This is a genomic window from Nocardioides sp. NPDC006273, from assembly GCF_040613495.1.
Classification (GTDB): domain Bacteria; phylum Actinomycetota; class Actinomycetes; order Propionibacteriales; family Nocardioidaceae; genus Nocardioides.
Genome location: NZ_JBEXSD010000076.1, coordinates 1 through 22,400, shown reverse-complemented (window position 1 = coordinate 22,400; position 22,400 = coordinate 1). Strand labels below are relative to the sequence as shown.

Genomic DNA, 22,400 nt, shown 5'->3' with positions numbered 1-22,400 from the left:
CCTCGCTTCGCTCGGGTGCTCCCTCGCTCGGCACGCCCGGACGAGCAAGCTCGCCGGGCGGCCTCACTCGGTCGCATAGCGGCTCCGGCGGCTCGGCCAGCGGGGGTGGCGGGGTCGCCGACCCGCTGCGGCACCACGGGGACGTCGAGATCGGCGACGGGCTGCTCGACTTCGCGGTGAACGTCTACCCGGGCGAGCGTCCGGCGTGGCTGGAGACGGCGCTGCGGGAATCGCTCGCGCCGACCACCTATCCCGACGAGGAGCCGGCTCGGGCGGCGCTGGCGAAGCACCACGGCCGCGAGCACGACGAGGTGCTCCCGACGGCAGGGGCGGCCGAGGCGTTCACGCTCGTCGCCCGAGCACGGGCCTGGCGCAGACCGGTCGTCGTCCACCCGCAGTTCACCGAGCCCCACGCGGCGCTCGAGCAGGCCGGCCACGAGGTCACCGAGGTGCACTGCCGGGCCGAGGACGGCTTCGCGCTCGACCCGGCCGCGGTGCCCGACGACGCGGACCTGGTCGTCGTCGGCAACCCGACCAACCCGACCGGCGTACTCCATCCTGCCGCCAGCCTCCGTGCCCTCCTCCGCCCCGGCCGTCTGGTCGTGGTCGACGAGGCGTTCATGGACGCGGTTCCTGGCGAGCCGGAGACGCTCACCGCCACCCGCGCGGACGGCCTGCTGGTCATCCGCAGTCTCACCAAGCACTGGTCGATCCCCGGGGTCCGGGCGGGTTATGTCGTCGGCGACACCGCCGCGATCCGCGACCTGGAGTGGGCGCGCACACCGTGGTCGGTCTCGGCGACCGCCGCCGCCGCGATGCTCGCCTGCGCCACCGAGCAGGCGATCCTCGAGGCCCGCGACCGCGCGGAGCGGATCGCCACCTGGCGCGACCATCTCGAGGCGGGCCTGGGAGCCCGCGAGATCGAGTACGTCCCCTCCTCGGCCTCCTTCGTCCTGGCCCGACCGGGCCCCGGGGTCCGGGAGGCCCTGCGCGACCACGGCATCGCCGTACGCCGCGCCGACACCTTCCCCGGTCTCGGCCCCGACTGGGTGCGGATCGCCGTGCGGCCAAGCGAGCCGACCGACCAGCTTCTCGCCGCACTCAGTCACCTCTCGGACCGGAACCGTTACGGCTGTGACAGATGAGGCGCATCAAACGTCACACCGGTAACGGTTCCGGTCCGCATCGAGACCGCATCGCCACTGCGGCCGGGCTGCTGGCAGGGTTCGCGCTCGACCGGCTGCTGGGAGACCCACGCCGGTTCCACCCGGTCGCCGGTTTCGGCACGGTCGCGATGCGGGCCGAGCAGTCCTGGTACTCCGACGATCGATCCCGCGGTGTGCTCCACGCAGCCACCCTCGTCGGGGGAGCGGTGGTCCTTGGCGCCGCCGCGGAGCGACTCGCTCCCGGCCGGACCAGGAGGACGCTGGTGACCGCGGCCGCGACCTGGGCGGTGCTGGGTGGGCGTTCCCTGGAACGCGAGGCGATGGCCGTCCACGCACACCTCGACCGCGGCGACCTCCTCGCCGCCCGGCAGCGCCTGACTCACCTGGTCGGCCGCGACACCGCCGAGCTCGACGCCTCCGAGGTCTCCCGAGCCGTGGTGGAGAGCGTCGCCGAGAACACCTCCGACGCGGTGGTCGCGCCACTCGTGTGGGGTGCGCTCGCTGGCGTACCCGGTCTTCTCGGCTACCGCGCGGCCAACACCCTCGACGCGATGGTGGGCCATCACAATGACCGCTACGAGCACTTCGGTTGGGCGAGCGCCCGGCTCGATGACCTGCTCAACCTGCCCGGATCGCGCCTCTCCGGCCTACTCACGATCGCCGCCTCACCCTCGCGGGCGAGGCCGGCGTGGCAAGCCTGGCGCCGCGACGCGTCGCGGCACCCGAGCCCGAACGCGGGCGTCGTCGAGGCGTCCTTCGCCGGTGCCCTCGACATTCGCCTCGGTGGCACGAACCGTTACTACGGCAACCGGGTCGAGCACCGCGCAGTGATGGGGGACGGCCGCGCCGCCGCGCCTGGCGACGTCGTCGAGGCCACCAGGCTTGCCCGCAGGGTCGGCATCGGCGCGGCGCTGGTCGCCGCGGCGTACGTGGTGGTCACTCAGCGACCGTGACGAAAGGCTCGGGCCAGGACCGCGGGCGGAGGCTCAGCGATGCCCGGTCCACCGGCACCGGCCCATTGAGCCAGGGCATCGGCGACCCTCGCGGTTCCGACACGGGCGACCCAGACGGGCCGTGCGCCGCGCCGCCTGCCCTCGGGTGAGGGGCCGACCACCACGACGTCGGCTCGTTCGCAGGGGCCGAGGCAGTCGGCGACGCGTACCGTCGCCGACTCCCCGGCCACCTCGCTCAGGGTCGTGAGCACTGCCTCGTGGTCCACCCCGGGCGACTTCCGCTCCGTCCCGCAGCAGCATCCGCGGCAGACCGTCAGCGTCGGCCGCCCGCCGGCTGGGCTGCTCATCCTTCAGCCCTCGCATGCCTCGCAGTCGGGGCCGTTCTCGATGGCGCAGACCTCGGCATCGCTCCAGTCGTCCCAGGTCAGGTCGTCGATCGCATCGGTGGTCGGGTTCTGGTTCATGGTCGTACCTCTCAGTTGGTGCGGGTCTGCTTGCTGGCTTGGACACCGGCACGCGAACGCAGGTAGTACAGGCTCTTGATGTTCGGGTCGAGCAGCGCGAGCTTGTGGATCTTGCTGATGTACTGCGGGGTCGCGTCGGCCTGGAAGAACAGGTTGAGCGACTGGGCCTGGTCGATGTAGACCTGCCGGTCCGACGCGCGGGCGAGCAGGATCTCCTGGTCGATCTCGTAGCCGGTCTTGAAGACGTCCTTCTCGTGCTCGTCGAGCCAGTCGACGTGCTGGACCGAGCCGCCGTGGTCGACGATGTCGTCGATGTGCGCCTGGTCGTAGACCCCGCGCTCCTCCATCACCTCGACGAGGTTCTGGTTGGCCCGCGGCATCTCGCCGGCCGAGGTGGTCTGGTTCCAGACGTTCGCGACGTACGGCTCGATGCCCTGGCTGGTGCCGCCGACGATCACCGCGGTGCTCATCGTCGGCGCGATGGCCATCAGGTGGGAGTTGCGCCGTCCGACGCACCACTCCGGGACGCCCGCGACCGAGCCCATCCACCGCGACGCGGCGTCGGCACTCGACGAGATCCGCTCGAAGATGTCCTTGTTCAGCGCCGCCGCCTTGTCCGACTCGAACGGCACCCGCTGCTTCTGCAGGTAGTCGTGGTAGCCCATCACGCCCAGCCCCAGGCTGCGGGCCTTCTCGGTGTAGCGCACCGCCCGCTCCAGGCCGCGGATGGTGCGGGCCTTGCGCAGGAACGCCTCGGCGACCGCGTCGAGGAAGACGGTCGCGACGTACGCCGTGTCCTGGTCCTTCCACTCGTCATAGGTCGACAGGTTCAGCGAGGAGAGCACGCAGGTGTAGGAGTGCTCCTCGTCGCTGAACAGGGTGATCTCCGAGCACAGGTTGGAGGCCTTGTTGGCCAGCCCGTTGGCTCGGTAGGACTCGGTCTGGGCGGCGTTGACGGTGTCGACCTTCCAGATGTAGCCCTTGCCCAGCACCACCCGGATCTTCAGCACCCGCTGGTAGCGCTCCAGGGCGTCGCGGTCCCCGGCCAGCATTCGGTCGATGAACGCCTGGCTGAAGATCCAGCCGACGTTCTTGTTGGCCGGCTCGCGGAAGATCAGGTCGGCGAGCTCGAAGAAGTCCGGGTGGTCCACCGGCAGGTAGCCTGCCCAGGAGCCGCGCCGGGTCGCGCCCTGGCTGATCTGGTTGGTCATCTCCACGAAGTTGCAGAAGACCGGGACCACGCCGTTGGCCTTGCCGTTGTCGCTGAACTTCGCGCCACGGGGCCGGACGTCACCGAGGTACGCCGAGGTGCCGAACCCGTTCTGGGAGAGGATCGCGGCCTCCTTGAGGGTCTCGTAGAAGCCCCAGACCGAGTCCTCGACGTACGAGCCCTCGCACGAGACCGGCAGACCGCGGTCGGTGCCGAGGTTGGACAGCACCGGCGTCGACGGGGAGAGCCAGCCGTTCCAGATCGCCTCGAAGAACCGCGCCGTCCAGGAGACGCCGTCCTCGCGGGGGTACATCTCGTCGGCGAGGTCGCCGGCGGTGCTGGCGATGGTCTCGTAGCGCCCCCGCACGCTCTGGCCGTCCACGGTGTACTTGGCCTTGAACATGGCGTAGCCCGCCGTGGTCATGAAGTCGGGCACGATGTCCTCGGCCTGCAGCGCCTTGCGCTCGGCGGAGAGTGCCTCCCAGTTGTTGTTGCTCATCAGAAGCTGAACTCCGTCTCGCCGATGTTGCGGTTGTATTCGTTGCCGGTGACCTGGAAGAAGTCGTGGAACTGGGTGCCGTTGATGCCGTTGTAGAACCATTCGGCGATCGGGTTGGCCTCGACGTCGAACAGCGGTTCCATCCGCATGTTCTCCAGGGTCATGTCGATCCGGGACCTCACGAAGGTCTCCAGGTCGGCCTGGTCGATGCCTGGGATCGGCCCGTGGGAGAAGAGCATCTCCACGATCCGGGCCTCGTGGGCGTAGAGGTGCTCGGCGACGCCGCGGACCCTCGCGAAGAGGTCGTCGCGCTCGGCCTCGAACTTGTCGGCCGGGACGGTCGCGGCGTACTCCTCGAGGGTGGTGTTGAACAGCCAGGCGCCGCCGGTGGCGTGCAGGTTCTCGTCGCGGGCGGAGAAGTTGATGCCGCTGATCACGTTCTGCAGCAGGTTCTTCCCACCGGACTGGAAGTGCTTGAGGAAGGCGAAGTTGGAGTAGAGGACGCAGTTCTCCATCAGCGTGAAGACGCTTAGCGCGTAGAGCAGGTCCTCGTCGGCGATCGCGTCCCACACGAACTGGATCCGCTCGGCCAGCACGGGGTCGTTCTTGTAGGAGTCGTAGAACTCCTCGGTGTCGATCATCAGCGTCTTGTTGAGCTTCGCGTAGAACGGCGCGTGCATGTTGAGCTCGGCGAACGAGAAGGCGTTGGTCATCATCTGGACCTCCGGGCGCGGGAACGCGTGGAAGAGCCGGTCGCCCCACACCTCGCCGCCGAGGATCAGCTCATAGATGGTGAACAGCTTCAGCGTCGTCTTGACCGCCGCCTGCTCGGCGTCGGTCATGTTGACCAGGAAGTCCTGCTTGTCGTTCTCGACCGGGATCTCCTCGGCCGTCCAGAAGATGCTCCGCTGCTTCTTCGCCAGGTCCTCGGCCATCGGGTAGTCGAAGACGTACGCCGACTTCTCGGTCCGGATCGGCAGACCCTCGGTGTCGATCATCTCATCGTCCCCTTCGTCCACGGGCCCGCCCGGCCCGCTCGGATGTGTTGCTCATCCGCGCATCGAGGAGCAGAGGACGTCGGCGCCGCGCCGGAAGACGGGCGCGAGGACTTGATCCCCTGACCGTCCCTCGAGGTCGCGGACCACCGCACCCGGCGGGTGCGGCGCGCTGGCAGGTCTTCGGACTCGTGGGCACATACTCGGTGATCGAGCTTGTCGAGATCCCTACTGGCCGTCGCTTCCCAGGAGCCGGCTTGCTCCCAGTGCTCTGTGACGGCGGTCGTTCCCACTCACCGCTGCGGGGCAGTCCCGGAGTCGAACCGGGTTCCCTCTTGCCTCTCCCGCCCCGTCGCCGAGTTGGGAGAACCAGCTGCGAGGACCACCATATACGGGAACTACATCAATGCAACTTCCTAGATCTAGTGTTTCGCCGGCCTCCTGGGTGACACCGCTGCCAGGCTTCGGTGACCGTGCTAGCGTGTCGCCCGAGTCGAACGCATCCTCTGGGATGCCAGGGAACTCCGGTGTGATTCCGGGACTGGCGCGCAGCGGTGAGGGAGACGGCGACGCTAGACGCCACTGGGACCTGAGGTCCTGGGAAGGCAGCGTCGTCGGTTGATCCCGAGTCCGAAAACCTGTCGGCTCAGATATTCGTCAACGGCCCTCGCGATCAGGGTCCAGGAGACCTGAGAGGCCGACAGCCGTGGATGCGTCCCTCCGCGATGCCCAGCCATCTGTACGTCGCCGGGCCGTCGGGAGGCCCGCTACCGGCGCGAACCGCAGAGTGCCCTTCCTGCCGTTGGTCGTCGGCCTGGTGCTCGCCTCGGTGCTCAGCGCCGTGGCCTCCCTGGCGTTCGGATCGGAGCGGATCCCGGTCTCCGAGGTCGTCGCGGCGGTCGCCGACCGGCTCCAGGGTGATGCCGTCGGGAGGTGGGACGTGATCGTGTGGGAGCTGCGCCTTCCCCGAGCACTGATGGCCCTGGTCGTCGGGGCGGGCCTCGCGGTGGCCGGCGCCGGGATGCAGACCCTGGTCCGCAACCCGCTCGCCGACCCGTTCCTCCTCGGGATCAGCTCCGGGGCGTCGGTGGGGGCGACGGCGGCGATCACCACGGGTGCGCTGGCCGGCTTCGGCATCTATGCCGTCTCGACCGGGGCACTGGTCGGGGCGATCGGCTCGGCCCTGCTGGTCTGGTTGGTGGCGACCGCGCAGGGTGGGCTGACTCCGATCCGGCTGGTGCTCTCCGGGGTGGTGCTCTCCTCGGGACTCTCCGCGATCGCCTCGTTCCTGGTCTTCATGAGCGACGACCCCCGTGCCGCCAACTCGGTGATGTTCTGGATGCTCGGCAGCGTTGGCGGTGCCACCTGGGAGAAGCTGTGGCTGCCCGCGGCGCTCACCCTGGCCCTGGGGGTCGGGATGCTGGCCATGCACCGCTGGTTGGACGCGCTTGCGGCGGGCCCGGAGACCGCGGTCTCGCTCGGTGTGAACGTCGCGGGGCTGCGTACGACGCTTTTCGTCGGGTTGGCGGTCCTGGTCGGGGTCCTGGTCGCGGTCAGCGGCGGGATCGGGTTCGTCGGGCTGATCGTGCCGCACGCGGCCCGGTTGCTCGTGGGCGCCCGGCACCGGGTCGTCCTCCCCATCGCGGCCCTGGGCGGTGGGCTGTTCCTGCTGTGGGTCGACGTGCTGGCACGGCTGGTGGCGCGACCACAGGAGATCCCGCTGGGCGTGGTCACCGGTGTCGTCGGGGCGCCGCTGTTCCTGCTGCTCCTGGGCCGCGGCAGGTACCGGTTCGGGAGTGAGGGATGAGCGCGCACGAGAACGGTCCGGTGCTGCGTCTGCGCGGCGTCGGTGTCCGCCTGGGCGAGCGCGACGTGCTTCGCGACATCGACCTCGACGTGCCCGCCGGCACCAGTCTCGGGATCGTCGGCGTGAACGGAGTGGGGAAGTCGACCTTGCTGCGGGTCATCGCCGGAGTGCTGCGGCCGAGCGCCGGCCACACCTACCTCGCCGACGCCGCCGGTGCCCTCCACGAGACCAGTCGGACCAGCTCGCGTGAGCGTGCCCGCCGGATGGCGTACGTCCCTCAGGAAGAGGTCGCCTCCGCAGAGCTGCTCGTCGGCGAGATGGTTGCGCTCGGCCGGGTGCCACGCACCCGGCCCTGGGCCAGAGGCGGAACGCAGGAGCGCGATATCGTCCGTTCGGCTCTCGATGCCGTCGGGCTGGCCGACCGGATCGACGAGCCCTGCGACCGGCTCTCCGGCGGCGAGCGGCGACGGGCGGTGATGGCCCGCGGCCTCGCCCAGGACTGCCCGGTGATGCTCCTGGACGAGCCCACCAACCACCTCGACGTCGCTTGGCAGCTGCGGCTGCTGCAGACGGTCGCCGACCGGGTCGAGACCCTGGTCGCGACGATCCACGACCTCGACCTGGCGCTTCGCTCCTTCGACCGGCTGGCGGTTCTCGGCCGGCCCCAGGGCTCCGACCCGGACACCGGGCCGGCGACGGTCGTGGCCCATGGCCCGCCCGCCGAGGTCCTCGACGCCATCAGCGTCGATCTTCACTTCGGCGTCGGCTCCGTCCAGGTTCCACACCCGCACCTGGGTCAGCCCCACCTGCTCATCCACCCCCGAAAGGACCACTCGGCATGAACCCACGCCTGGCCTGCCTCTCCGCACTCGCTCTCGGTGCCACGATCCTCACCGGCTGCGGTGCGGAGGAGACCACCGCCTCCGGTCCCGCGAGCGCGGCAGCGGTCACCGTCGAGAACTGTGGTGAGAAGGTGACGATCGACGAGCCGCTCACCGAGCTCTACGCCTACGACGGCGGGATCATCTCGATCGCGCTCGCTGTCGGCGCACGCGACGAGCTCGTCGCCGTCACCGGCCTGGCGCGCGACAAGCAGCTGCTCGAGCTCGCCTACCCGGACGAGCGCGTCGACGAGCTCCGCGTGGTCGGCGACGACCACCCGACCCTGGAGACCGTGCTCGCTGTGAATCCACAGATGATGTTCGCAGGCTGGGGCTACGGGTTCAGCGAGTCGCGCAACCTGCTGCCCGAGACGTTGCACGAGCAGGGCATCGACACCTACCTGCTCAGCGAGACCTGCCGTCAGGAGGACGGCGACCGCGGCACCATGGAGGCCTGGACGGCGCTGCGTACCGACCTGCTCAACATCGGTGAGCTGACCGGTCACCGGGAGACCGCGGAGGAGGTCGTGACCGACATCGAGGAGCGTCGCAAGGCCTTGGAGAGCGCGTCCGAACCGGCTGAGGCGCCGACCGCGTTCCTGTTCGACTCCGGCACCGACGCGATCTTCACGTCCGGCTCCTTCGGCGGGCCGCAGGCGATCTTCGACACCGCCGGGGTGACCAACGCGACCGCCGACGTCGACGACACCTGGACCGAGGTCGGCTGGGAGCGCATCGCCGCCGCCGATCCGGACATCATCTACTTCGTGGACTACCCCGGTCAGTCGTACGAGGAGAAGGTCAAGGTCCTCAAGGCCAACCCCGCCTCCCGCGGTCTGCGTGCCGTCGAGGAGAACAGGTTCGTCAACCTGCCCTACGCGATGTGGGTCTCCGGGCCCCTCAACATCGACGCCGCCGAGTGGGTCCGCCGCTCGCTGGAGCACTTCGGGATCGTTCCCGAGTCGGGGATCGAGCCGACGCTCGACATCACCCATCTCACCAATCTCGACGGCAACGAGTGGCTCCGCTGAGATCTGGCTATAGTGCACGCAACGGATACGAGGAAGCCGGTGGAACTCCGGCACAGTCGCGCTACTGTGACATCGCCTCGCGGCGGTGGAGTCAGACCCGAGTGTCCGTCCAACCCCATCGAACAGGGACGCAGAAATCCCTGAGGAGGACATATGTCGCAGCACGCTGTGGCGCCCGTCGCCGGCGCCGACCTTCCCACCGTCCCGCTCCGTGAGCTCGCCCCCTGGGCGCTCTTCTTCGGCCTTCTCGGTCTGCTGGTGCTCTTCTTCATCAGCGCCGACCAGGGCGCCGTCTCGATCCCGTCCGGCACGCTCATCCACGAGTGGGTCCACGACGGTCGCCACCTGCTCGGCTACCCCTGCCACTGATGAGCCCGCGTGCATTTCTCGTACGCGGCCTGCTAGCCGGACTCCTCGCCGGCGTCGCCACCTTCCTGGTGGCGTACGCCGTCGGTGAGCCGCAGGTCGGCGCTGCCATCGCGCTGGAGGCCATATCATCAGGAGACAGCGGCGGCGACGGGCACTCGCACTCGCATGCCGCCGAAGGCGACGAGGGCGGTGACGAGGCCGCCGAGGTCCCCCGCACGAACCAGAGCACCTGGGGTCTGCTGACCGGCACCCTGGCCGTTGGCGTCGCGCTCGGGGGCATCCTCGGGCTGGTCGCCGCCGCCGCGCTGGGGCGCCTCGGACGGCTCACGCCAAGCCAGTCGACGGCGCTCGTCACGCTGATCGGGTTCGTCGCGGTCGCGCTGGTGCCTTTCCTCAAATATCCGGCCACGCCACCCGCGGTCGGCAGCGGGGACACCATCGGGCTGCGTACGTCGGTCTACTTCGGCTACCTGCTCGTCTCCGTCCTCGCGGCCGTGCTCGCCACCTATGGCGCGGTGCGACTGCGGGAGCGGGTCGGGACCTACGCGGCCGTGGTCGGCGGCACCGCCGCCTATCTGCTGGTCGTGGTCGTCGCGGGTCACCTCTTCGTCACGGTCAACGAGATCGGCGACTTCCCGGCGGACACGCTGTGGTCCTTCCGGCTCGCGTCCCTCATCACGCTCGCCACGATGTGGGGCCTGCTCGGGGTGGCACTGACCGGCCTGGTCGGCCGGTTGTACGCGGCGGAGCGCGCCGTCGCGGAGCGGAAGGCCCTGGCCGCGAGCCTGTGAGGTCTCGACAAGCTCGACCACCGGATCAGTAGCTCGACCCGGATCAGCGGGGGAGGCGGTAGGTCTCCACGGGGCGGCCGTCGGCCAGGTGATCACGCACGATCACCCGGGCGGCGGCCGCTTCCACGTTGCCGTACCAGACGTCGTCGGGCTGCACGCTGATCACTGGCGCCTGGTTGCACGGGAACAGGCAGCCGGTGTGGGTGATCAGCAGGTCGTCGTCGCCGAGCCCGGCCTCCATCGCGCCCAGGACCACCGCCCGGGCGGTCTCCTCCGAGCCCTTCGCGGTGCAGCGGGGGCCGCGGCAGATCAGGACCTGGCGTACGTGGTCGGGCACCTGCTCCCATGCCGGTGAGGTGAGCCCGGGCTCGGTGCCGGTGAGCGGACGGGTCTCGGCCAGCTCGTCGGCCAGCGCGTCGGGGGTGGTCACCAGTCGGGTCGCGACCTGGATCTCAGGTCGCCGGCCGGGGCGCTCGCGCCACCAGTGGGCGGCGATCCGGCGTAGCCAGGAGTGGCCCGGGGCGAGCGGGCCGAGGCTGATGCCGATCAGCATGATGGTCTCGGCGCCCTTGTCGGCCAGGCGGGTCAGCTCGTGGGAGAGCGACGGGTCGCCCAGCTGCAGGAAGGCGGCGCTCGCGTCGTGGTCGCGCGCCCAGCCGAGGATCTCGTCGCGCCGGTCGACGTCGGTCACGGACATACCCACGAGGACCCGTGCCTGTGACTGAGGGTCCCGCTTTGTGAAGACGTTCACGAGGTCGGACCCGCTGTCATAGCGATCGCCGACCCAGCACCCAGCTCACCGCTTCGGCGACGTCATCGACCGTCGCCACGTCGCCGGCCCCGGCGGGTCGACGGACGACGACCACCTGCACGCCCAGCTCGGCGGCCGCCGCCATCTTCGGCCAGGTGTAGGCGCCGCCGGAGTCCTTGGTGATGAGTACGTCGGTGCCGTGCTCGCGCATCAGCACGAGCTCGCCGCCGAGGTCGTAGGGTCCGCGGCTGGTCAGCAGCGTCCACGGCTCGGGGAGGTCGAGCTCGGGAGGATCGACCACGCGGGCCAGCGCGGCGTGTTCACCGAGAGCGCGGACGAACCGGGCGAGCTCCTGGCGTCCGACCGTGATGAAGGGACGCTTGCCGAGGTCGGCGGCGAGCGTGGCGGCTTGGTCGTGGGTATCGACGTAGGCCCAGGAGGGGTCGGTCGGCCAGCCGGGCCGTTCCAGTCTGAGCAGCGGATGGCCGGTCTGCGCACAGGCCGCGGCCGCGTTGGCCGACATCCCGCGCGCGAACGGATGGGTCGCGTCGACGACCGCGTCGAACCCGTCGAGCGCCGCCTTGAGCCCGTCGACGCCACCGAACCCACCGATCCGTACCTCTCCGACGGGCAGCCGCGGTCGCGCGACCCTGCCTGCGAGGGAGGAGGTGACGTCGACACCGACGTCGATCAGTTGCACGGCGAGCTCACGGGCCTCGCTCGTGCCGCCGAGGATCAACAACCTCATCGGGCGCTCCCCGCGCTGGTCGAGCCGCTCTCCCCGCTGGTCTCGACACGACGTCGTTCGTTCCTCACGACGTCGTGTCGACCAGTGAGAGCGAGGTCGAGCAGGGCGTCGACATCGAGGTGCTCCTCGACGAGGTCGCCGATCAGATCCATCCGCCGCTCACGAGCAGCCGGGAACGAGACGTCCGACGGCTCCCGGCCCAACGTCGCCTCGAGGAAGGCACCCCGCAGCGCATCGCCCTCCAGGCTGCCGTGCCACATCGTCCCGAAGACCTGCCCAGAACGGGCACCGCCGAGAAACTCCTCCACCCCGTCGCCGCGGGTGATCCGGCCGTGGTGGATCTCGTAGCCGCTCGCCTCGACCCCGAGCGCCGACCCGGTGGGCAGGCGGAGGTTCTTGGCGGGGGAGAAGTCGGTGCGTACGTCGAGCAGGCCCAGCCCCTCGACCTCGGCGACCTTCCCCTCGACCCTGTCAGGATCGGCGATCACGCGACCGAGCATCTGGAACCCACCGCAGATCCCGAGGAGCGGGCGGCCGCGGCGTACGTGCTCGGTGATGGCCACGTCCAGGCCACGCGAGCGGAGCCAGGCGAGGTCGCTGATCGTGGACCTGGTGCCGGGGAGCACGACGAGATCGGCGTCGGCGACATCAGCCGGCGAGGAGGCGAAGACGACGTCGAGGTCCGGCTCCAGGCCGAGCGCGTCGACGTCGGTGAAGTTGGAGATCCGGGGGAGGCGTACGACTGCGACCTTCCGGGTGGCGCCGGCCGCCGCGCGGCGACCCTCCAGATCGAGGGCGTCCTCCGAGTCGAGCCACAACGACGGCTCCCAGGGGAGTACGCCGAAGACCGGGCGCTCGGTGAGCTTTTCGAGGGAGCTGAGACCGGGAGCCAGCAGCCCGACGTCACCGCGGAACTTGTTGATCACGAACCCGCTGATCAGCGCCTGGTCCGCGGCATCGAGAAGGGCGAGGGTGCCGTACATCGCCGCGAAGACCCCGCCGCGGTCGATGTCGCCCACGACCACGGTCGGCAGCCCGGCGTGCTGCGCCAACCCCATGTTCACGTAGTCGCCCGCCCGCAGGTTGATCTCGGCCGGACTCCCCGCGCCCTCGGCGACGATCACGTCGAAGCGGGCGGAGAGGTCGTCGTACGCCGCATGGGCCGCGGTCGCCAGATGCCGGCGGCCCGCCTCCCAGTCGTGCGAGGACACCTCGCCGGCAGGCTGCCCCATCAGCACCACGTGGCTGCGGCGGTCGGAGCCCGGCTTGAGCAGCACCGGGTTCATCGCCGGCTCCGGAGTCACCCGGGCAGCCAGCGCCTGCACCCACTGCGCCCGGCCGATCTCGGCCATCGTCCCGTCAGGTGCCGAGCCGCCCCCGGTGGTCGAGCTTGTCGAGACCCAGTCCCCGGAGGTCGAGCTTGTCGAGACCACCATGGAATTGTTCGACATGTTCTGCGCCTTGTAAGGCGCCACCTTCACACCCCGGCGAGCGAACGCCCGGCACAGCCCGGTCGTGACCACCGACTTGCCCGCGTCGGAAGTCGTGCCGGCGACGAGCAGCCCACTCATCGGCGCGGAGCCCGCAGAAGGTAGATGTCCATGACCCACCCGGACGTCTCCCGCAGCCGGTTCCGGGACTCCTCGATCGCCGGCAGGACCTCACCGACGGTGCCGGCGACCAGCTCCTCCTCACGAGTGCCGAGGTTGCCGCCCCACCAGATCCGCCAGTCCTCGAGGCCGGGCAGGTCGACGACGCGGTTGAGCATCACCACGAGATTGTCGTGACCGGCCTCGACGGCCTCGTGCACCGCACGGCCGGTGGTGACGTAGAGCGGGCGCCCGACGTCATGGAGGACGAGTCGATGACGCGCGGCGAGCAGCTGCACCGAGGAGATGCCGGGGACGACGTCGACCTCGACGTCGAGCCTTTCAGCGATCTGGTCGACGACCCGGATCGTGGAGTCGTAGAACGCCGGGTCGCCCCAGACCAGGAAGCCGACGTCGCCGGGGTTCTCGGCCAGCACGGCGAGATACTTCTCGACCCGGGCCCGGTGCCAGGCGGCGACCGCCGCCCGATACTCCGCGTCGGTGCCGGTGAACTCCTCGCGCCGCTCGCGGGGCGCGTCGGCGACCTTGACCACCCGCGCCGGCTCGTCGAGGTGGCGGTCGAGCAGCTCCTCGCGGGCCCGCACCAGCGGATCCGGCATCCCGCCCTTGGCCGTGCCCGACTTGTCGGTGACGAGGAAGTAGTCGACCGACCGCATCGCGGCGACGGCCTCCAAGGTGACCTGGTCGGGGTCACCCGGGCCGACGCCGATGATCTTGATCGTGCGCGTCACTCTTCCGACCTTACGTCGCTTCGCTCCTCGGTAGCTTGCGCTTCCAGGTCACCTTCGATGTCGAGATAGATCTCCTGCATCGCCGCGACGACCTCGGGGTCGGGCGACTCCCACAGCCCGCGCTCCGCCGCCTCGTGCAGCCGCTCCACGATTCCACGCAGAGCCCACGGGTTCGAGGTCCGCATGAACTCCTGGTTGGTCTCGTCCAGGACGTACTCGCGGGCGAGCTTCTCGTACATCCAGTCCTGCACCACGCCGGCGGTCGCGTCGAAGCCGAAGAGGTAGTCGACGGTCGCGGCCAGCTCGAAGGCGCCCTTGTAGCCGTGGCGCTGCATCGCCGAGATCCAGCGCGGGTTGACCACCCGGGCCCGGAAGACGCGGTTGGTCTCCTCCTGCAGGGTGCGGGTCTTGATGGCGTCGGGGGAGGTGGAGTCACCGACGTACGCCTTCGGGTCCGAGCCGGTGAGCGCGCGGACGGTGGCGACCATGCCGCCGTGGTACTGGAAGTAGTCGTCGGAGTCGGCGATGTCGTGCTCGGCGGAGTCGACGTTCTTGGCGGCGACCTTGATCCGGCGGTAGTTGGCGCGCATGGCGTCCGCCGCCGGGGCGCCGTCGAGGTCGCGGCCGTAGGCGAAGCCGCCCCACGCCGTGTAGACATCCGCCAGGTCGGCATCGGAGCGCCAGTTGCCGGCCTCGATCACCTGCAGGATCCCGGCCCCGTACGAACCGGGCTTGGAGCCGAAGATCCGCGACGTCGCGCGGCGCTGGTCGCCGTGCTCGGCGAGGTCCGCGAGCGTGTGCGCGCGGACGTAGTTGTCCTCGGGAGACTCGTCGAGGTCCGCCACCATCCGGACCGCGTCGTCGAGCATCGAGACGACGTGCGGGAACGCGTCGCGGAAGAACCCGGAGATGCGTACGGTCACGTCGATCCGGGGCCTGCCCAGCTCCTCGAGCGAGATGATGTCGAGGTGGGTGATGCGGCGCGAGGCCTCGTCCCATTCGGGGCGGACGCCGAGCAGCGCGAGCACCTCGGCGATGTCGTCACCGGCCGTACGCATCGCGGACGTGCCCCACACCGAGAGCCCGACCGAGGTGGGGTAGTCGCCGGTCTCGTCCAGGTAGCGCTGCAGCAGCGAGTCGGCCATCGCCTGCCCGGTCTGCCACGCCAGCCGCGACGGCACCGCGCGCGGGTCGACGGTGTAGAAGTTGCGCCCGGTCGGAAGTACGTTGACCAGCCCCCGCAGCGGCGAGCCCGACGGCCCCGCGGGGACGAAGCCACCGTCCAGCGCGTGCAGGACGGCGGACAGCTCGTCGGTCGTCCCGTTCAGCCGCGGCACCACCTGCTCGGCGGCGAAGACGAGCACCTGCCGCACCGCGGGGTCGTCGTGAAGGGTCGCGGCAGCGGCCGGGTCCCAGCCTGCTGCGTCCATCCGCTGCACCAGGTCCCGGGCCTTGGCCTCGATCTCGTCGACCGCCTTCGTCTCGGCGTTTTCCTTGAGCCCGAGCGCCGCCCGGAGCCCGGGCACGGCGCCACCGACGCCGCCCCAGACCTGCGCGGCGCGCAGGATCGAGAGCACCAGGTTGACCCGGGCCTCGCCCTCGGGTGCGGCACCGAGAACGTGCAGCCCGTCGCGGATCTGGGCGTCCTTGATCTCGCAGAGCCAGCCGTCGATGTGGAGCATGAAGTCGTCGAAGTCGTCGTCCTCGGGCCGCTCCTCCAGGCCGAGGTCGCGGTGGAGCTCGGCGGCCTTCATCAGCTGCCAGATCTCGCCACGGATGGCGGGCAGCTTGGCCGGGTCCATGGAGGAGATCCGGTCGTACTCCTCCATCAGCCCCTCCAGTCGCGCGATGTCGCCGTAGGACTCCGCGCGTGCCATCGGCGGCACCAGGTGGTCGACGATCGTGGCGTGCGCGCGGCGCTTGGCCTGGGCGCCCTCGCCGGGGTCGTTGACCAGGAACGGGTAGATCAGCGGCATGTTGCCGATGGCCGCGTCCGGACCGCAGGAGGCCGAGAGGGCGGCGTTCTTGCCGGGCAGCCACTCCATCGAGCCGTGCTTGCCGAGATGGACGACCGCGTCGGCCTTGAAACCGTGCTCGAGCCAGCGGTAGGCACCCAGGTAATGGTGGCTCGGGGGCAGGTCCGGGTCGTGGTAGATCGCGACCGGGTTCTCGCCGAACCCGCGCGGCGGCTGGATCAGGATCACGATGTTGCCGGCCTGGAGCGTGGCGAGCACGAGCTCGCCATCGTCGTTGACGAACAGGCCCCCCGGCGACTCACCCCAGGTCTCGACCATCTGCTCGCGCAGGTCAGCGGGGAGATCCGCGGTCCACTCGTCGTAGGAGGCCTTGGAGATGCGGACGTGGGCGTCGGTGAGCTGGGCGTTGGTCAGCCACTCCTCGTCCTGGCCCCCGGCCGCGATCAGCGCGTGGATCAGCGCGTCCCCGGCAGCCGTGTCGTCGGAGCCGTCGATGATGCGTACGACCTCGTTGTCCTGCCCGAGGTCATAGCCCTCCTCGCGCAGCCGCCGGAGCATCCGGATCGCGGAGACCGGGGTGTCCAGGCCGACGGCGTTGCCGATGCGGGAGTGCTTGGTCGGGTAGGCGGAGAGCACGAGCGCGAGGCGCTTGTCCTGGTTGGACGTGTGCCGCAGACGCGCGTGGTTGACCGCGATCCTGGCGACCCGCGCGGTGCGCTCGGGGTCGGCGACGTAGTGGGGGAGCCCCTGCTCGTCGAGCTCCTTGAAGGAGAACGGCGCGGTGATGATCCGCCCGTCGAACTCCGGGATCGCGATCTGGTTCGCCGAGTCGAGCGGCGTCACGCCGTCGTCGGAGGCCTCCCACTCCGCGCGCGAGCTGGTCAGGCACAGGCCCTGCAGGACCGGGATGTCCAGCGCCGCCATCCGCTCCACGTCCCAGGCCTCGTCCTCACCGCCGGCGCTCGCCGAGGCCGGCACGGAGCCGCCGGCCGCGAGCACGGTCACGATCAGCGCGTCGAGGCTGCCGAGCGCCTCGTAGAGGTCGTCGGGGGCAGAGCGGAGGGAGCCCGCGAAGACGGGTACGCCGGTGGCCGCTCCGGTCGCGTCGATGGCATCGGCCAGCGCGTGCGCGAACGCGGTGTTCCCGCTGGTCTCGTGGGCGCGGTAGTAGAGGATCCCGATCTTCGGCCGGTCATCGAGCTTGTCGAGATGCCCGACCGTCGAGGCACGGTCCGCGAACCCCCAGGCCGGCACCTCCGCCGGCGGCTCGAACCCGACCCCGGTCAGCAGGACCGTGTCGGAGAGGAACGCGTGCAGCTGGGCGAGGTTGCCCGGACCGCCCTCGGCCAGATAGCGGTGCGCCTCCGCGGCGACGCCCATCGGGACCGTGGAGTGCTCCATCAGCTCGGCGCTCGGCTGCTGCTCGCCGCCGAGGACCACCACCGGCGTGCCCCGCTCCTTGACGGCGCTCAGGCCGTCCCAAAGATCGTTGGGCGAGCCGAGGAGCCGGAAGACGACCAGATCGGCGTCGGCGACGACGCGGTCGAGGTCGGCGGGCCGCGACGGGTTCGCCCAGACGTAGTCGGCCTCGCTGGCACGGGCCGAGAGCAGGTCCGTGTCGGAGGTGGAGAGAAGAGCGATGCGTACGCGTGCAGGATCGGCCACGGCCAGATTCCTCCTCAGGGGTTCTCGCCCCATCGATCGGTCGGATCACCCGTGGCCAGTGTCTGGCTGTGTCCGCGCTCCAACGCGGACAACACAGTGGCGGAACCGCCCCGGACTCTCACCGGGTTCCTGCACCACGAGCGTGCTCGCAGCCTACCCCCTGGGTTTCCGCGTCCCGGGGTCGGTAGCGCCGGCGACGGAAGTTCGCTCGCGCAGAACGGCGAGCATGTCGTCGACTGATCCGGCCGGGTCGGTGATCGGGGCCTGGACGTGCCGTACGACGCCGGCAGGGTCCAGGAGGAGCGAGACCCTCTTGAGCCGGTCAGCGCCGCCGGCACGGAAGACCGGCAGTCGGTAGGCGCTCGCGGCGACCCCGTCGGAATCGGAGGCGAGGTCGTACGGCAGGTCGGCATGTTCCGCGAACGCGGCCAGCTGGTCGGTGCGCTGCGTGCTCACGCCGACCACGCGGGCGCCGGCGGCGGCGAAGTCGGAGTCGTGCTCGGCGTACGTCTGGCATTCCAGCGTGCAGCCCCGGGTCCCGGGGATGTCGCCCCAGCCCGGGGGATAGCCGTGGCTCTTCGGCGCATAGGCGCCGGGGAAGAAGAAGGCGACGGTCCAGGTGCCCGCGGTGGTGAGTCGGAGGCGGGTGTCGCGGTGCGAGGTGAGCTCGACGGTCGGCGGTGTCGTGCCGAGCAGGTCCTCGAGGCGGCGTTCCTCGTCCGGTCCGGCGGTCGCGGTCAGGGTGCCGTCGCCCATGACGTGCTGGGTGCCCCACTCCTGGAGAGCGACCAGGACGGGCAGCAGCCCGCGGCCGCGTCCGGTCAGGCGGTAGTCGTGGCGCACCGGGCGGTCGGTGTAGGCGTGCTTGGCCAGGACGCCGTCGGCGACGAGAGAGTTGAGCCGCTCCGTGAGCGCGCGGCGGCTGAGGCCGAGCTCTCGGACCAGGCCGTCGAACCGGGTCACCCCCGCGGCACACTCGCGCACGATCAGCAGGCTCTGCCAGTCACCGATGACACCGAGCGCCTGCGCGATCCCGCAGTCGGCGTCGGTGAGGTCATCGCGGCGCATCGGCGTCTCCTTGGTCCGGTCGAGCTGATTCGGGTTGGCGGACTCGACACCGACATGATTGCATAGAGTTCCAATTTGGAACTCACTCTGAGAGGGCTCGAATGGAAGAGGTACGCCGCGTGGCGCGGTCATTCTGGCTTTACTGGTCCGCCGGCACATTGAGCGGCGTTGGCACGGCGGTCACCGCCGTAGCGCTGCCGCTGACCGCGGTGACGGTGCTGGGGGCGAGCGCGTTCGAGATGGGGCTGCTGGCGGCAGCCGGGTACCTCGCCTGGATCCTCATCGGCCTGCCCGCGGGGGCGATCGTGCAGCGGCTCCCGCTGCGCCGCGTACAGGTCCTCGCCGACCTCGCGCGCGCCGCCGCGATCCTCAGTGTTCCGTTGGTGTGGTGGGCCGGCGGACTCACGCTGGTCCAGCTGCTGGTCGTTGCGCTCGCGGTCAACTTCGCCGAGGTGCTCTTCTTCGCCGCGAACACGACATTCCTGCCGAGCGTGGTCCCGAAAGAGCAGCTGACCAGCCGGAACAGTCTCATCTCCGGAACTCACGCCGCGACCCAGCTGGGCGGCCCGTCGCTCGGCGGTCTGCTCGTCCAGGTGATCGGCGCGGTCCCCGCGCTGTTCGTCGATGCCCTCTCGTACCTCGGCTCCGCGCTCCTGCTGCAGCGGCTGCCCGAGCGCCGTCAGCCCCAGGGGGACGCCGCGGGGTCGATCGCGTCGATGGTGGCCGAGGGCTGGCGGTTCGTGACCCGGCACCCGGTGATGGCGCCGGCGATGTGGTGGGCCTGTGTGGTCAACTTCGTGTGTGGGGTCCAGCTCGCGCTGTTCGCCTACTACCTGGTCCGTGAGCTCGACACCCCGCCCGGTCTCGTCGGCATCCTGCTCGCCTCCGAGGGCATCGGCTCGCTGGCCTTCGCGGCGATCACGCCCTGGCTGGTGCGTCGGTTCGGCTCCGCCAGGCTGCTGATGTTCGAGGGCCTGCTCGGTGCGATCGGGGCAGCGGTGATCCCGCTCGGGAGCGGCTGGGCCGGCTGGGTCTGCTTCGCCGCCGGGAACCTGATCTTCGCCGGCAGTGTCGTGCCCGGCAGCGTGGTCACCCGGACCTACCGGCAGGTCGCCAGTCCGCCGGAGCTGCTCTCGCGCGTGATGGCGACCGTGCGGTTCGTGTCGTGGGGACTCATTCCGGTCGGCAGCATCGTGGCCGGGCTCAGCGCGGAGCTGGTCGGTCCTCGGGTCACGCTCCTCGTATCCGCTGCGGTGCTCCTGCTCGGGCCGGTCGTTCTCTGGATGAGCCCGATCCGACACCTGCGCAACCTCGAGGACTTCGACGACTTCGACGACTTCGACGACCTCGGGGAGCCGGGGTCTATCCGCCCACCTGAGACCGCGACCAGGTCTCGCGGGTGATCTCGTACTCGACCTCGCCCTCGGAGTGCCCGGCGAGCGGCTCCTCGAAGTCCTCGTGGAAGCTGCGCGCGAAGCTCATCCCGACCGCCACCATCGTCGCGCGGGAGGCCTCGTTGACGGCCATCGTCTGCGCGATCACCCGCTCGACGCCGAGGTCCTCGAACCCGTGGCGGAGCAGCTCGAGCGAGCCCTCCTTCGCATAGCCCTTGCGCCAGTAACGCTGCGGCAGCCGATAGCCCAGCTCGGCGGCGTCGGTGCGCGGCGGGGCATCGGGCGGCTCGAGCATGTAGAGCCCGATCGGCTCCCCGGCGGCGTACGCGATCCACTTGCCCTGCCCGTCGGACTCCTTCGCCACCCGGATCCACCTGTGCATCCGCTCCTCGGTCTCCTCCGGCGTGAGCGCGCGGCTGAACAGATAGCGGAGCACCACAGGGTCGGAGTTGAGCTCGATGAGGAACGACAGATGCTCCTCGCTCAGCGGGACCAGCTCGAGGCGCTCGGTGCGCAGATGGGCTTGTGGCATGGGCGAGACACTAATCAGGACGTACGCCGCAGGCACAGGTTTCTGGCGCACTACCGTCCTCGCCGACTCGGCGACTATGAGCGGGGCAGTTGCGCCGACTCGGGGACTGTGGGTGGGACAGTTACGCCGACTCGGCGGCTACGTGGCGCAGGGCGCGGTGGGCAGCGTGGTAGCCGCACATGCCGTGGACGCCGGGGCTCGGCGGGGTGGCCGCGGAGCAGAGGTACATCCCGGGGATGCCGGTGTCGTAGGTGGCGAGCGTGGGACGGATGATGAGCTGGCGCAGGGTGTTGGCGCCGGTGCCGATGTCGCCGCCGACGTAGTTGAGGTTGTACGCCGCGTAGTCGGCCGGCGTGGTGACGTGGGTGTCGACGATCTGGGACCGGAAGCCGGGAGCGAAGCGCTCGATCTGGGCCAGGACAGCATCGGTCGCGTCGCCTTCGTAGGCGTGCGGGACCTGGGCATAGGCCCAGACCGGGTTCAGGCCGCCGGCCGAGCGTGACGGGTCGGCGACGTACTGCTGGCCCAGCAGCACGAACGGCCGCTCCGGCATCCGGCCCGCCGCGATCTCCCGCTCGCTTTCCGCGACCTCGGCGATGGTCCCACCGAGATGGACCGTCCCCGCGCGGGCGATCTCCGGGTCGCGCCACGGGATGGGGCCGCGGACGGCCAGATCGAGCTTGTACGCCGCGGGGCCGTACTTCCATCTCCGCATCGCCCGGCGTGACCGCTGGGGGAGAGCGGCACCGGCGATGTCGGCGAGGGCTTCGGGGCTGGTGTCGAACAAGGTGACGTCGGACTCGGGCAGGTCGGCGAGGCCGCGGACCGTGGTGCCGGTGAGGATCGTGCCGCCGAGCTCCTCGAGGAGCTGCGCCATGGCGAGGGTGATCGCATGCGAGCCGCCCTCGGCGACCGGCCAGCCGTAGCGATGTCCGCTGACCAGGAGCACGGTGCCCACGGCGGCCGTGCCCGGGCGGTGCAGCGGCTGGAAAGCGTGCGCGGCGCAGCCGGCGAAGAGCGCCTTCGCCCGCTCCTCGCGAAAGGCCCGGGCGAGCACGGTGGCCGGCGGCGCGGCCCGCAGCCCGAAGGCGGCCATCCGGAACGGGTGGCGGGGGACGCGCAGCATCGGACCGAGGACGTGGTCGGCGATCGAGTCGAAGTCGCGTACGACCGGGCCGAAGACCTGCTTCCAGCGCGGCCCGTCGACGCCCAGCCCGGCGGCCGTCTCATCGATGGAGCGGTGCAGCAGTGCGGCCTGGTCCTCATCGATGGGATGGGCGAGCTCGATCTCGGGGTAACGCCAGGTCAGACCGTACTTCTCCAGCTCGAGCTCACGCAGGAACGGCGAGGCCACCCCGAGCGGATGGATCGCCGAGCAGATGTCGTGACGCAGCCCGGGGGCGGTCAGCTCGGCGGTGCGAGTGCCGCCGCCGACCGTCTCCGCGGCCTCCAGCACGACGACCTTCACCCCGCGCTGGGCGAGCACGATCGCGGCCGCCAGGCCGTTCGGTCCGGCGCCTACGACGGTTGCGGTCTGCGTCATGTGAGACATGCTCTCGCTGGTCGGCCGTGAGCGCCAGACGAGGTGTGCCCCGACGGTCGAGCCGCCGCCGCCCCCGTCCGTCGAGGGCCACTCCGTTCAGGCCCTCGGGTGAGCGAGCGTGTCGATCTCGTTCTGGCAGGAGACCACGGTGCCGGTGGGGAGGTGGGTCAGCCGGACCGCCGAGTCGGTGGTGTTGACCGACTGGCCGCCGGGACC

General features: G+C 70.5%; 19 protein-coding genes, 1 pseudogene and 3 riboswitches. Of the genes and pseudogenes, 8 read left to right on the top strand and 12 right to left on the bottom strand.

Features of this window, described 5'->3' with window-relative positions; translation table 11 throughout:
• Positions 1-1,145: Rv2231c family pyridoxal phosphate-dependent protein CobC (gene cobC / locus ABZZ22_RS24070; protein WP_354937036.1), on the top strand; the 1,145-nt coding region annotated here is incomplete at its 5' end.
• Positions 1,142-2,119 carry a cobalamin biosynthesis protein gene (locus ABZZ22_RS24065; protein WP_354937033.1) on the top strand — a complete coding sequence of 326 codons (978 nt, stop codon included), beginning with the start codon at positions 1,142-1,144 and terminating at the stop codon, positions 2,117-2,119. The genes cobC and ABZZ22_RS24065, both read left to right, overlap by 4 nt.
• On the opposite strand, the gene ABZZ22_RS24060 is transcribed toward ABZZ22_RS24065, so the two are convergent.
• The 3 genes from ABZZ22_RS24060 to ABZZ22_RS24050 form a co-directional block, all read right to left on the bottom strand.
• A complete protein-coding gene (locus ABZZ22_RS24060; RefSeq protein WP_354937030.1) occupies positions 2,107-2,466 on the bottom strand; it encodes a (2Fe-2S) ferredoxin domain-containing protein in 360 nt (119 codons plus the stop codon). The two genes, ABZZ22_RS24065 and ABZZ22_RS24060, sit on opposite strands and share 13 nt — an antisense overlap.
• A gap of 128 nt (positions 2,467-2,594) precedes the next feature.
• The gene (locus tag ABZZ22_RS24055; RefSeq protein ID WP_354937028.1) at positions 2,595-4,292 is read right to left on the bottom strand and encodes a ribonucleotide reductase N-terminal alpha domain-containing protein; all 1,698 of its coding nucleotides are present in this window, start codon (positions 4,290-4,292) and stop codon (positions 2,595-2,597) included.
• On the bottom strand, positions 4,292-5,290 hold the full coding sequence (locus tag ABZZ22_RS24050) for a ribonucleotide-diphosphate reductase subunit beta (protein ID WP_354937025.1): 999 nt from the start codon (positions 5,288-5,290) through the stop codon (positions 4,292-4,294). The genes ABZZ22_RS24055 and ABZZ22_RS24050 overlap by 1 nt, the downstream gene beginning before the upstream one ends.
• Before the next feature lie 153 nt (positions 5,291-5,443).
• A riboswitch (cobalamin riboswitch) is annotated at positions 5,444-5,676 on the bottom strand.
• Positions 5,677-5,764: 88 nt separating this feature from the next.
• Positions 5,765-5,948: riboswitch (cobalamin riboswitch) on the top strand.
• A 126-nt stretch (positions 5,949-6,074) separates the two neighbouring features.
• Between ABZZ22_RS24050 and ABZZ22_RS24045 the strand changes: the two genes are divergently transcribed.
• The 5 genes from ABZZ22_RS24045 to ABZZ22_RS24025 all read left to right on the top strand — a co-directional run bounded on the left by ABZZ22_RS24045 (position 6,075) and on the right by ABZZ22_RS24025 (position 10,166).
• Positions 6,075-7,094 (top strand): iron ABC transporter permease, encoded by a 1,020-nt coding sequence (locus ABZZ22_RS24045; RefSeq protein ID WP_354937038.1) that lies wholly within the window; start codon positions 6,075-6,077, stop codon positions 7,092-7,094.
• Complete coding sequence (locus ABZZ22_RS24040) at positions 7,091-7,936, top strand: ABC transporter ATP-binding protein (RefSeq protein WP_354937022.1); 846 nt, start codon at positions 7,091-7,093, stop codon at positions 7,934-7,936. Before ABZZ22_RS24045 ends, ABZZ22_RS24040 begins: the two co-directional genes overlap by 4 nt.
• Entirely contained in the window at positions 7,933-9,006 is a 1,074-nt protein-coding gene (locus ABZZ22_RS24035) for an ABC transporter substrate-binding protein (protein ID WP_354937020.1), read from the top strand. Before ABZZ22_RS24040 ends, ABZZ22_RS24035 begins: the two co-directional genes overlap by 4 nt.
• A 153-nt stretch (positions 9,007-9,159) precedes the next feature.
• Positions 9,160-9,375, top strand: coding sequence for a CbtB-domain containing protein (locus ABZZ22_RS24030; RefSeq protein ID WP_354937018.1), 216 nt, complete (start codon positions 9,160-9,162; stop codon positions 9,373-9,375).
• Entirely contained in the window at positions 9,375-10,166 is a 792-nt protein-coding gene (locus tag ABZZ22_RS24025; RefSeq protein ID WP_354937015.1) for a CbtA family protein, read from the top strand. Before ABZZ22_RS24030 ends, ABZZ22_RS24025 begins: the two co-directional genes overlap by 1 nt.
• A gap of 43 nt (positions 10,167-10,209) precedes the next feature.
• Here the strand turns inward: ABZZ22_RS24025 and ABZZ22_RS24020 are convergent, their stop codons facing one another.
• The 6 genes from ABZZ22_RS24020 to ABZZ22_RS23995 form a co-directional block, all read right to left on the bottom strand.
• Positions 10,210-10,863, bottom strand: a complete 654-nt coding sequence (locus tag ABZZ22_RS24020; protein WP_354937012.1) for a (2Fe-2S) ferredoxin domain-containing protein — start codon at positions 10,861-10,863, stop codon at positions 10,210-10,212.
• Positions 10,864-10,933: 70 nt separating this feature from the next.
• On the bottom strand, positions 10,934-11,665 hold the full coding sequence (locus tag ABZZ22_RS24015) for a cobalt-precorrin-6A reductase (RefSeq protein WP_354937009.1): 732 nt from the start codon (positions 11,663-11,665) through the stop codon (positions 10,934-10,936).
• Positions 11,662-13,236 (bottom strand): cobyric acid synthase, encoded by a 1,575-nt coding sequence (locus ABZZ22_RS24010; RefSeq protein WP_354937006.1) that lies wholly within the window; start codon positions 13,234-13,236, stop codon positions 11,662-11,664. Before ABZZ22_RS24010 ends, ABZZ22_RS24015 begins: the two co-directional genes overlap by 4 nt.
• Positions 13,233-14,006 (bottom strand): precorrin-6A synthase (deacetylating), encoded by a 774-nt coding sequence (gene cobF, locus ABZZ22_RS24005; RefSeq protein WP_354937003.1) that lies wholly within the window; start codon positions 14,004-14,006, stop codon positions 13,233-13,235. The genes ABZZ22_RS24010 and cobF overlap by 4 nt, the downstream gene beginning before the upstream one ends.
• Entirely contained in the window at positions 14,003-17,647 is a 3,645-nt protein-coding gene (cobN, locus tag ABZZ22_RS24000) for a cobaltochelatase subunit CobN (protein WP_354937000.1), read from the bottom strand. The genes cobF and cobN overlap by 4 nt, the downstream gene beginning before the upstream one ends.
• Positions 17,648-17,682: 35 nt before the next feature.
• A riboswitch (cobalamin riboswitch) is annotated at positions 17,683-17,801 on the bottom strand.
• Positions 17,801-18,715 (bottom strand): winged helix-turn-helix transcriptional regulator, encoded by a 915-nt coding sequence (locus tag ABZZ22_RS23995; RefSeq protein WP_354936997.1) that lies wholly within the window; start codon positions 18,713-18,715, stop codon positions 17,801-17,803. It overlaps the preceding riboswitch by 1 nt.
• A gap of 119 nt (positions 18,716-18,834) precedes the next feature.
• Between ABZZ22_RS23995 and ABZZ22_RS23990 the strand changes: the two genes are divergently transcribed.
• On the top strand, positions 18,835-20,118 hold the full coding sequence (locus tag ABZZ22_RS23990; RefSeq protein ID WP_354936995.1) for an MFS transporter: 1,284 nt from the start codon (positions 18,835-18,837) through the stop codon (positions 20,116-20,118).
• Here the strand turns inward: ABZZ22_RS23990 and ABZZ22_RS23985 are convergent.
• The 3 genes and pseudogenes from ABZZ22_RS23985 to ABZZ22_RS23975 form a co-directional block, all read right to left on the bottom strand.
• Entirely contained in the window at positions 20,078-20,641 is a 564-nt protein-coding gene (locus ABZZ22_RS23985; RefSeq protein ID WP_354936992.1) for a GNAT family N-acetyltransferase, read from the bottom strand. The two genes, ABZZ22_RS23990 and ABZZ22_RS23985, sit on opposite strands and share 41 nt — an antisense overlap.
• Before the next feature lie 121 nt (positions 20,642-20,762).
• Positions 20,763-22,184: an NAD(P)/FAD-dependent oxidoreductase gene (locus ABZZ22_RS23980; protein WP_354936990.1), complete on the bottom strand. Its 1,422-nt coding sequence runs from the start codon at positions 22,182-22,184 to the stop codon at positions 20,763-20,765.
• A 126-nt stretch (positions 22,185-22,310) separates the two neighbouring features.
• Positions 22,311-22,400: pseudogene (locus ABZZ22_RS23975) on the bottom strand (peptide chain release factor-like protein); the annotation flags it as partial.

What these genes read in the sequence shown, in the direction of transcription:
- ABZZ22_RS24040 (WP_354937022.1), top strand. Translation starts at nt 7,091, where the DNA reads ATGAGCGCGCACGAGAACGGTCCGGTGCTGCGTCTGCGCGGCGTCGGT.
- ABZZ22_RS24030 (WP_354937018.1), top strand. Translation starts at nt 9,160, where the DNA reads ATGTCGCAGCACGCTGTGGCGCCCGTCGCCGGCGCCGACCTTCCCACC.
- ABZZ22_RS23995 (WP_354936997.1), bottom strand. Translation starts at nt 18,715, where the DNA reads ATGCGCCGCGATGACCTCACCGACGCCGACTGCGGGATCGCGCAGGCG.
- ABZZ22_RS23985 (WP_354936992.1), bottom strand. Translation starts at nt 20,641, where the DNA reads ATGCCACAAGCCCATCTGCGCACCGAGCGCCTCGAGCTGGTCCCGCTG.
- ABZZ22_RS24050 (WP_354937025.1), bottom strand. Translation starts at nt 5,290, where the DNA reads ATGATCGACACCGAGGGTCTGCCGATCCGGACCGAGAAGTCGGCGTAC.
- ABZZ22_RS24060 (WP_354937030.1), bottom strand. Translation starts at nt 2,466, where the DNA reads ATGAGCAGCCCAGCCGGCGGGCGGCCGACGCTGACGGTCTGCCGCGGA.
- ABZZ22_RS24015 (WP_354937009.1), bottom strand. Translation starts at nt 11,665, where the DNA reads ATGAGGTTGTTGATCCTCGGCGGCACGAGCGAGGCCCGTGAGCTCGCC.
- ABZZ22_RS24065 (WP_354937033.1), top strand. Translation starts at nt 1,142, where the DNA reads ATGAGGCGCATCAAACGTCACACCGGTAACGGTTCCGGTCCGCATCGA.
- ABZZ22_RS24020 (WP_354937012.1), bottom strand. Translation starts at nt 10,863, where the DNA reads ATGTCCGTGACCGACGTCGACCGGCGCGACGAGATCCTCGGCTGGGCG.
- ABZZ22_RS24025 (WP_354937015.1), top strand. Translation starts at nt 9,375, where the DNA reads ATGAGCCCGCGTGCATTTCTCGTACGCGGCCTGCTAGCCGGACTCCTC.
- ABZZ22_RS24010 (WP_354937006.1), bottom strand. Translation starts at nt 13,236, where the DNA reads ATGAGTGGGCTGCTCGTCGCCGGCACGACTTCCGACGCGGGCAAGTCG.
- ABZZ22_RS23980 (WP_354936990.1), bottom strand. Translation starts at nt 22,184, where the DNA reads ATGACGCAGACCGCAACCGTCGTAGGCGCCGGACCGAACGGCCTGGCG.
- ABZZ22_RS24035 (WP_354937020.1), top strand. Translation starts at nt 7,933, where the DNA reads ATGAACCCACGCCTGGCCTGCCTCTCCGCACTCGCTCTCGGTGCCACG.
- ABZZ22_RS24055 (WP_354937028.1), bottom strand. Translation starts at nt 4,292, where the DNA reads ATGAGCAACAACAACTGGGAGGCACTCTCCGCCGAGCGCAAGGCGCTG.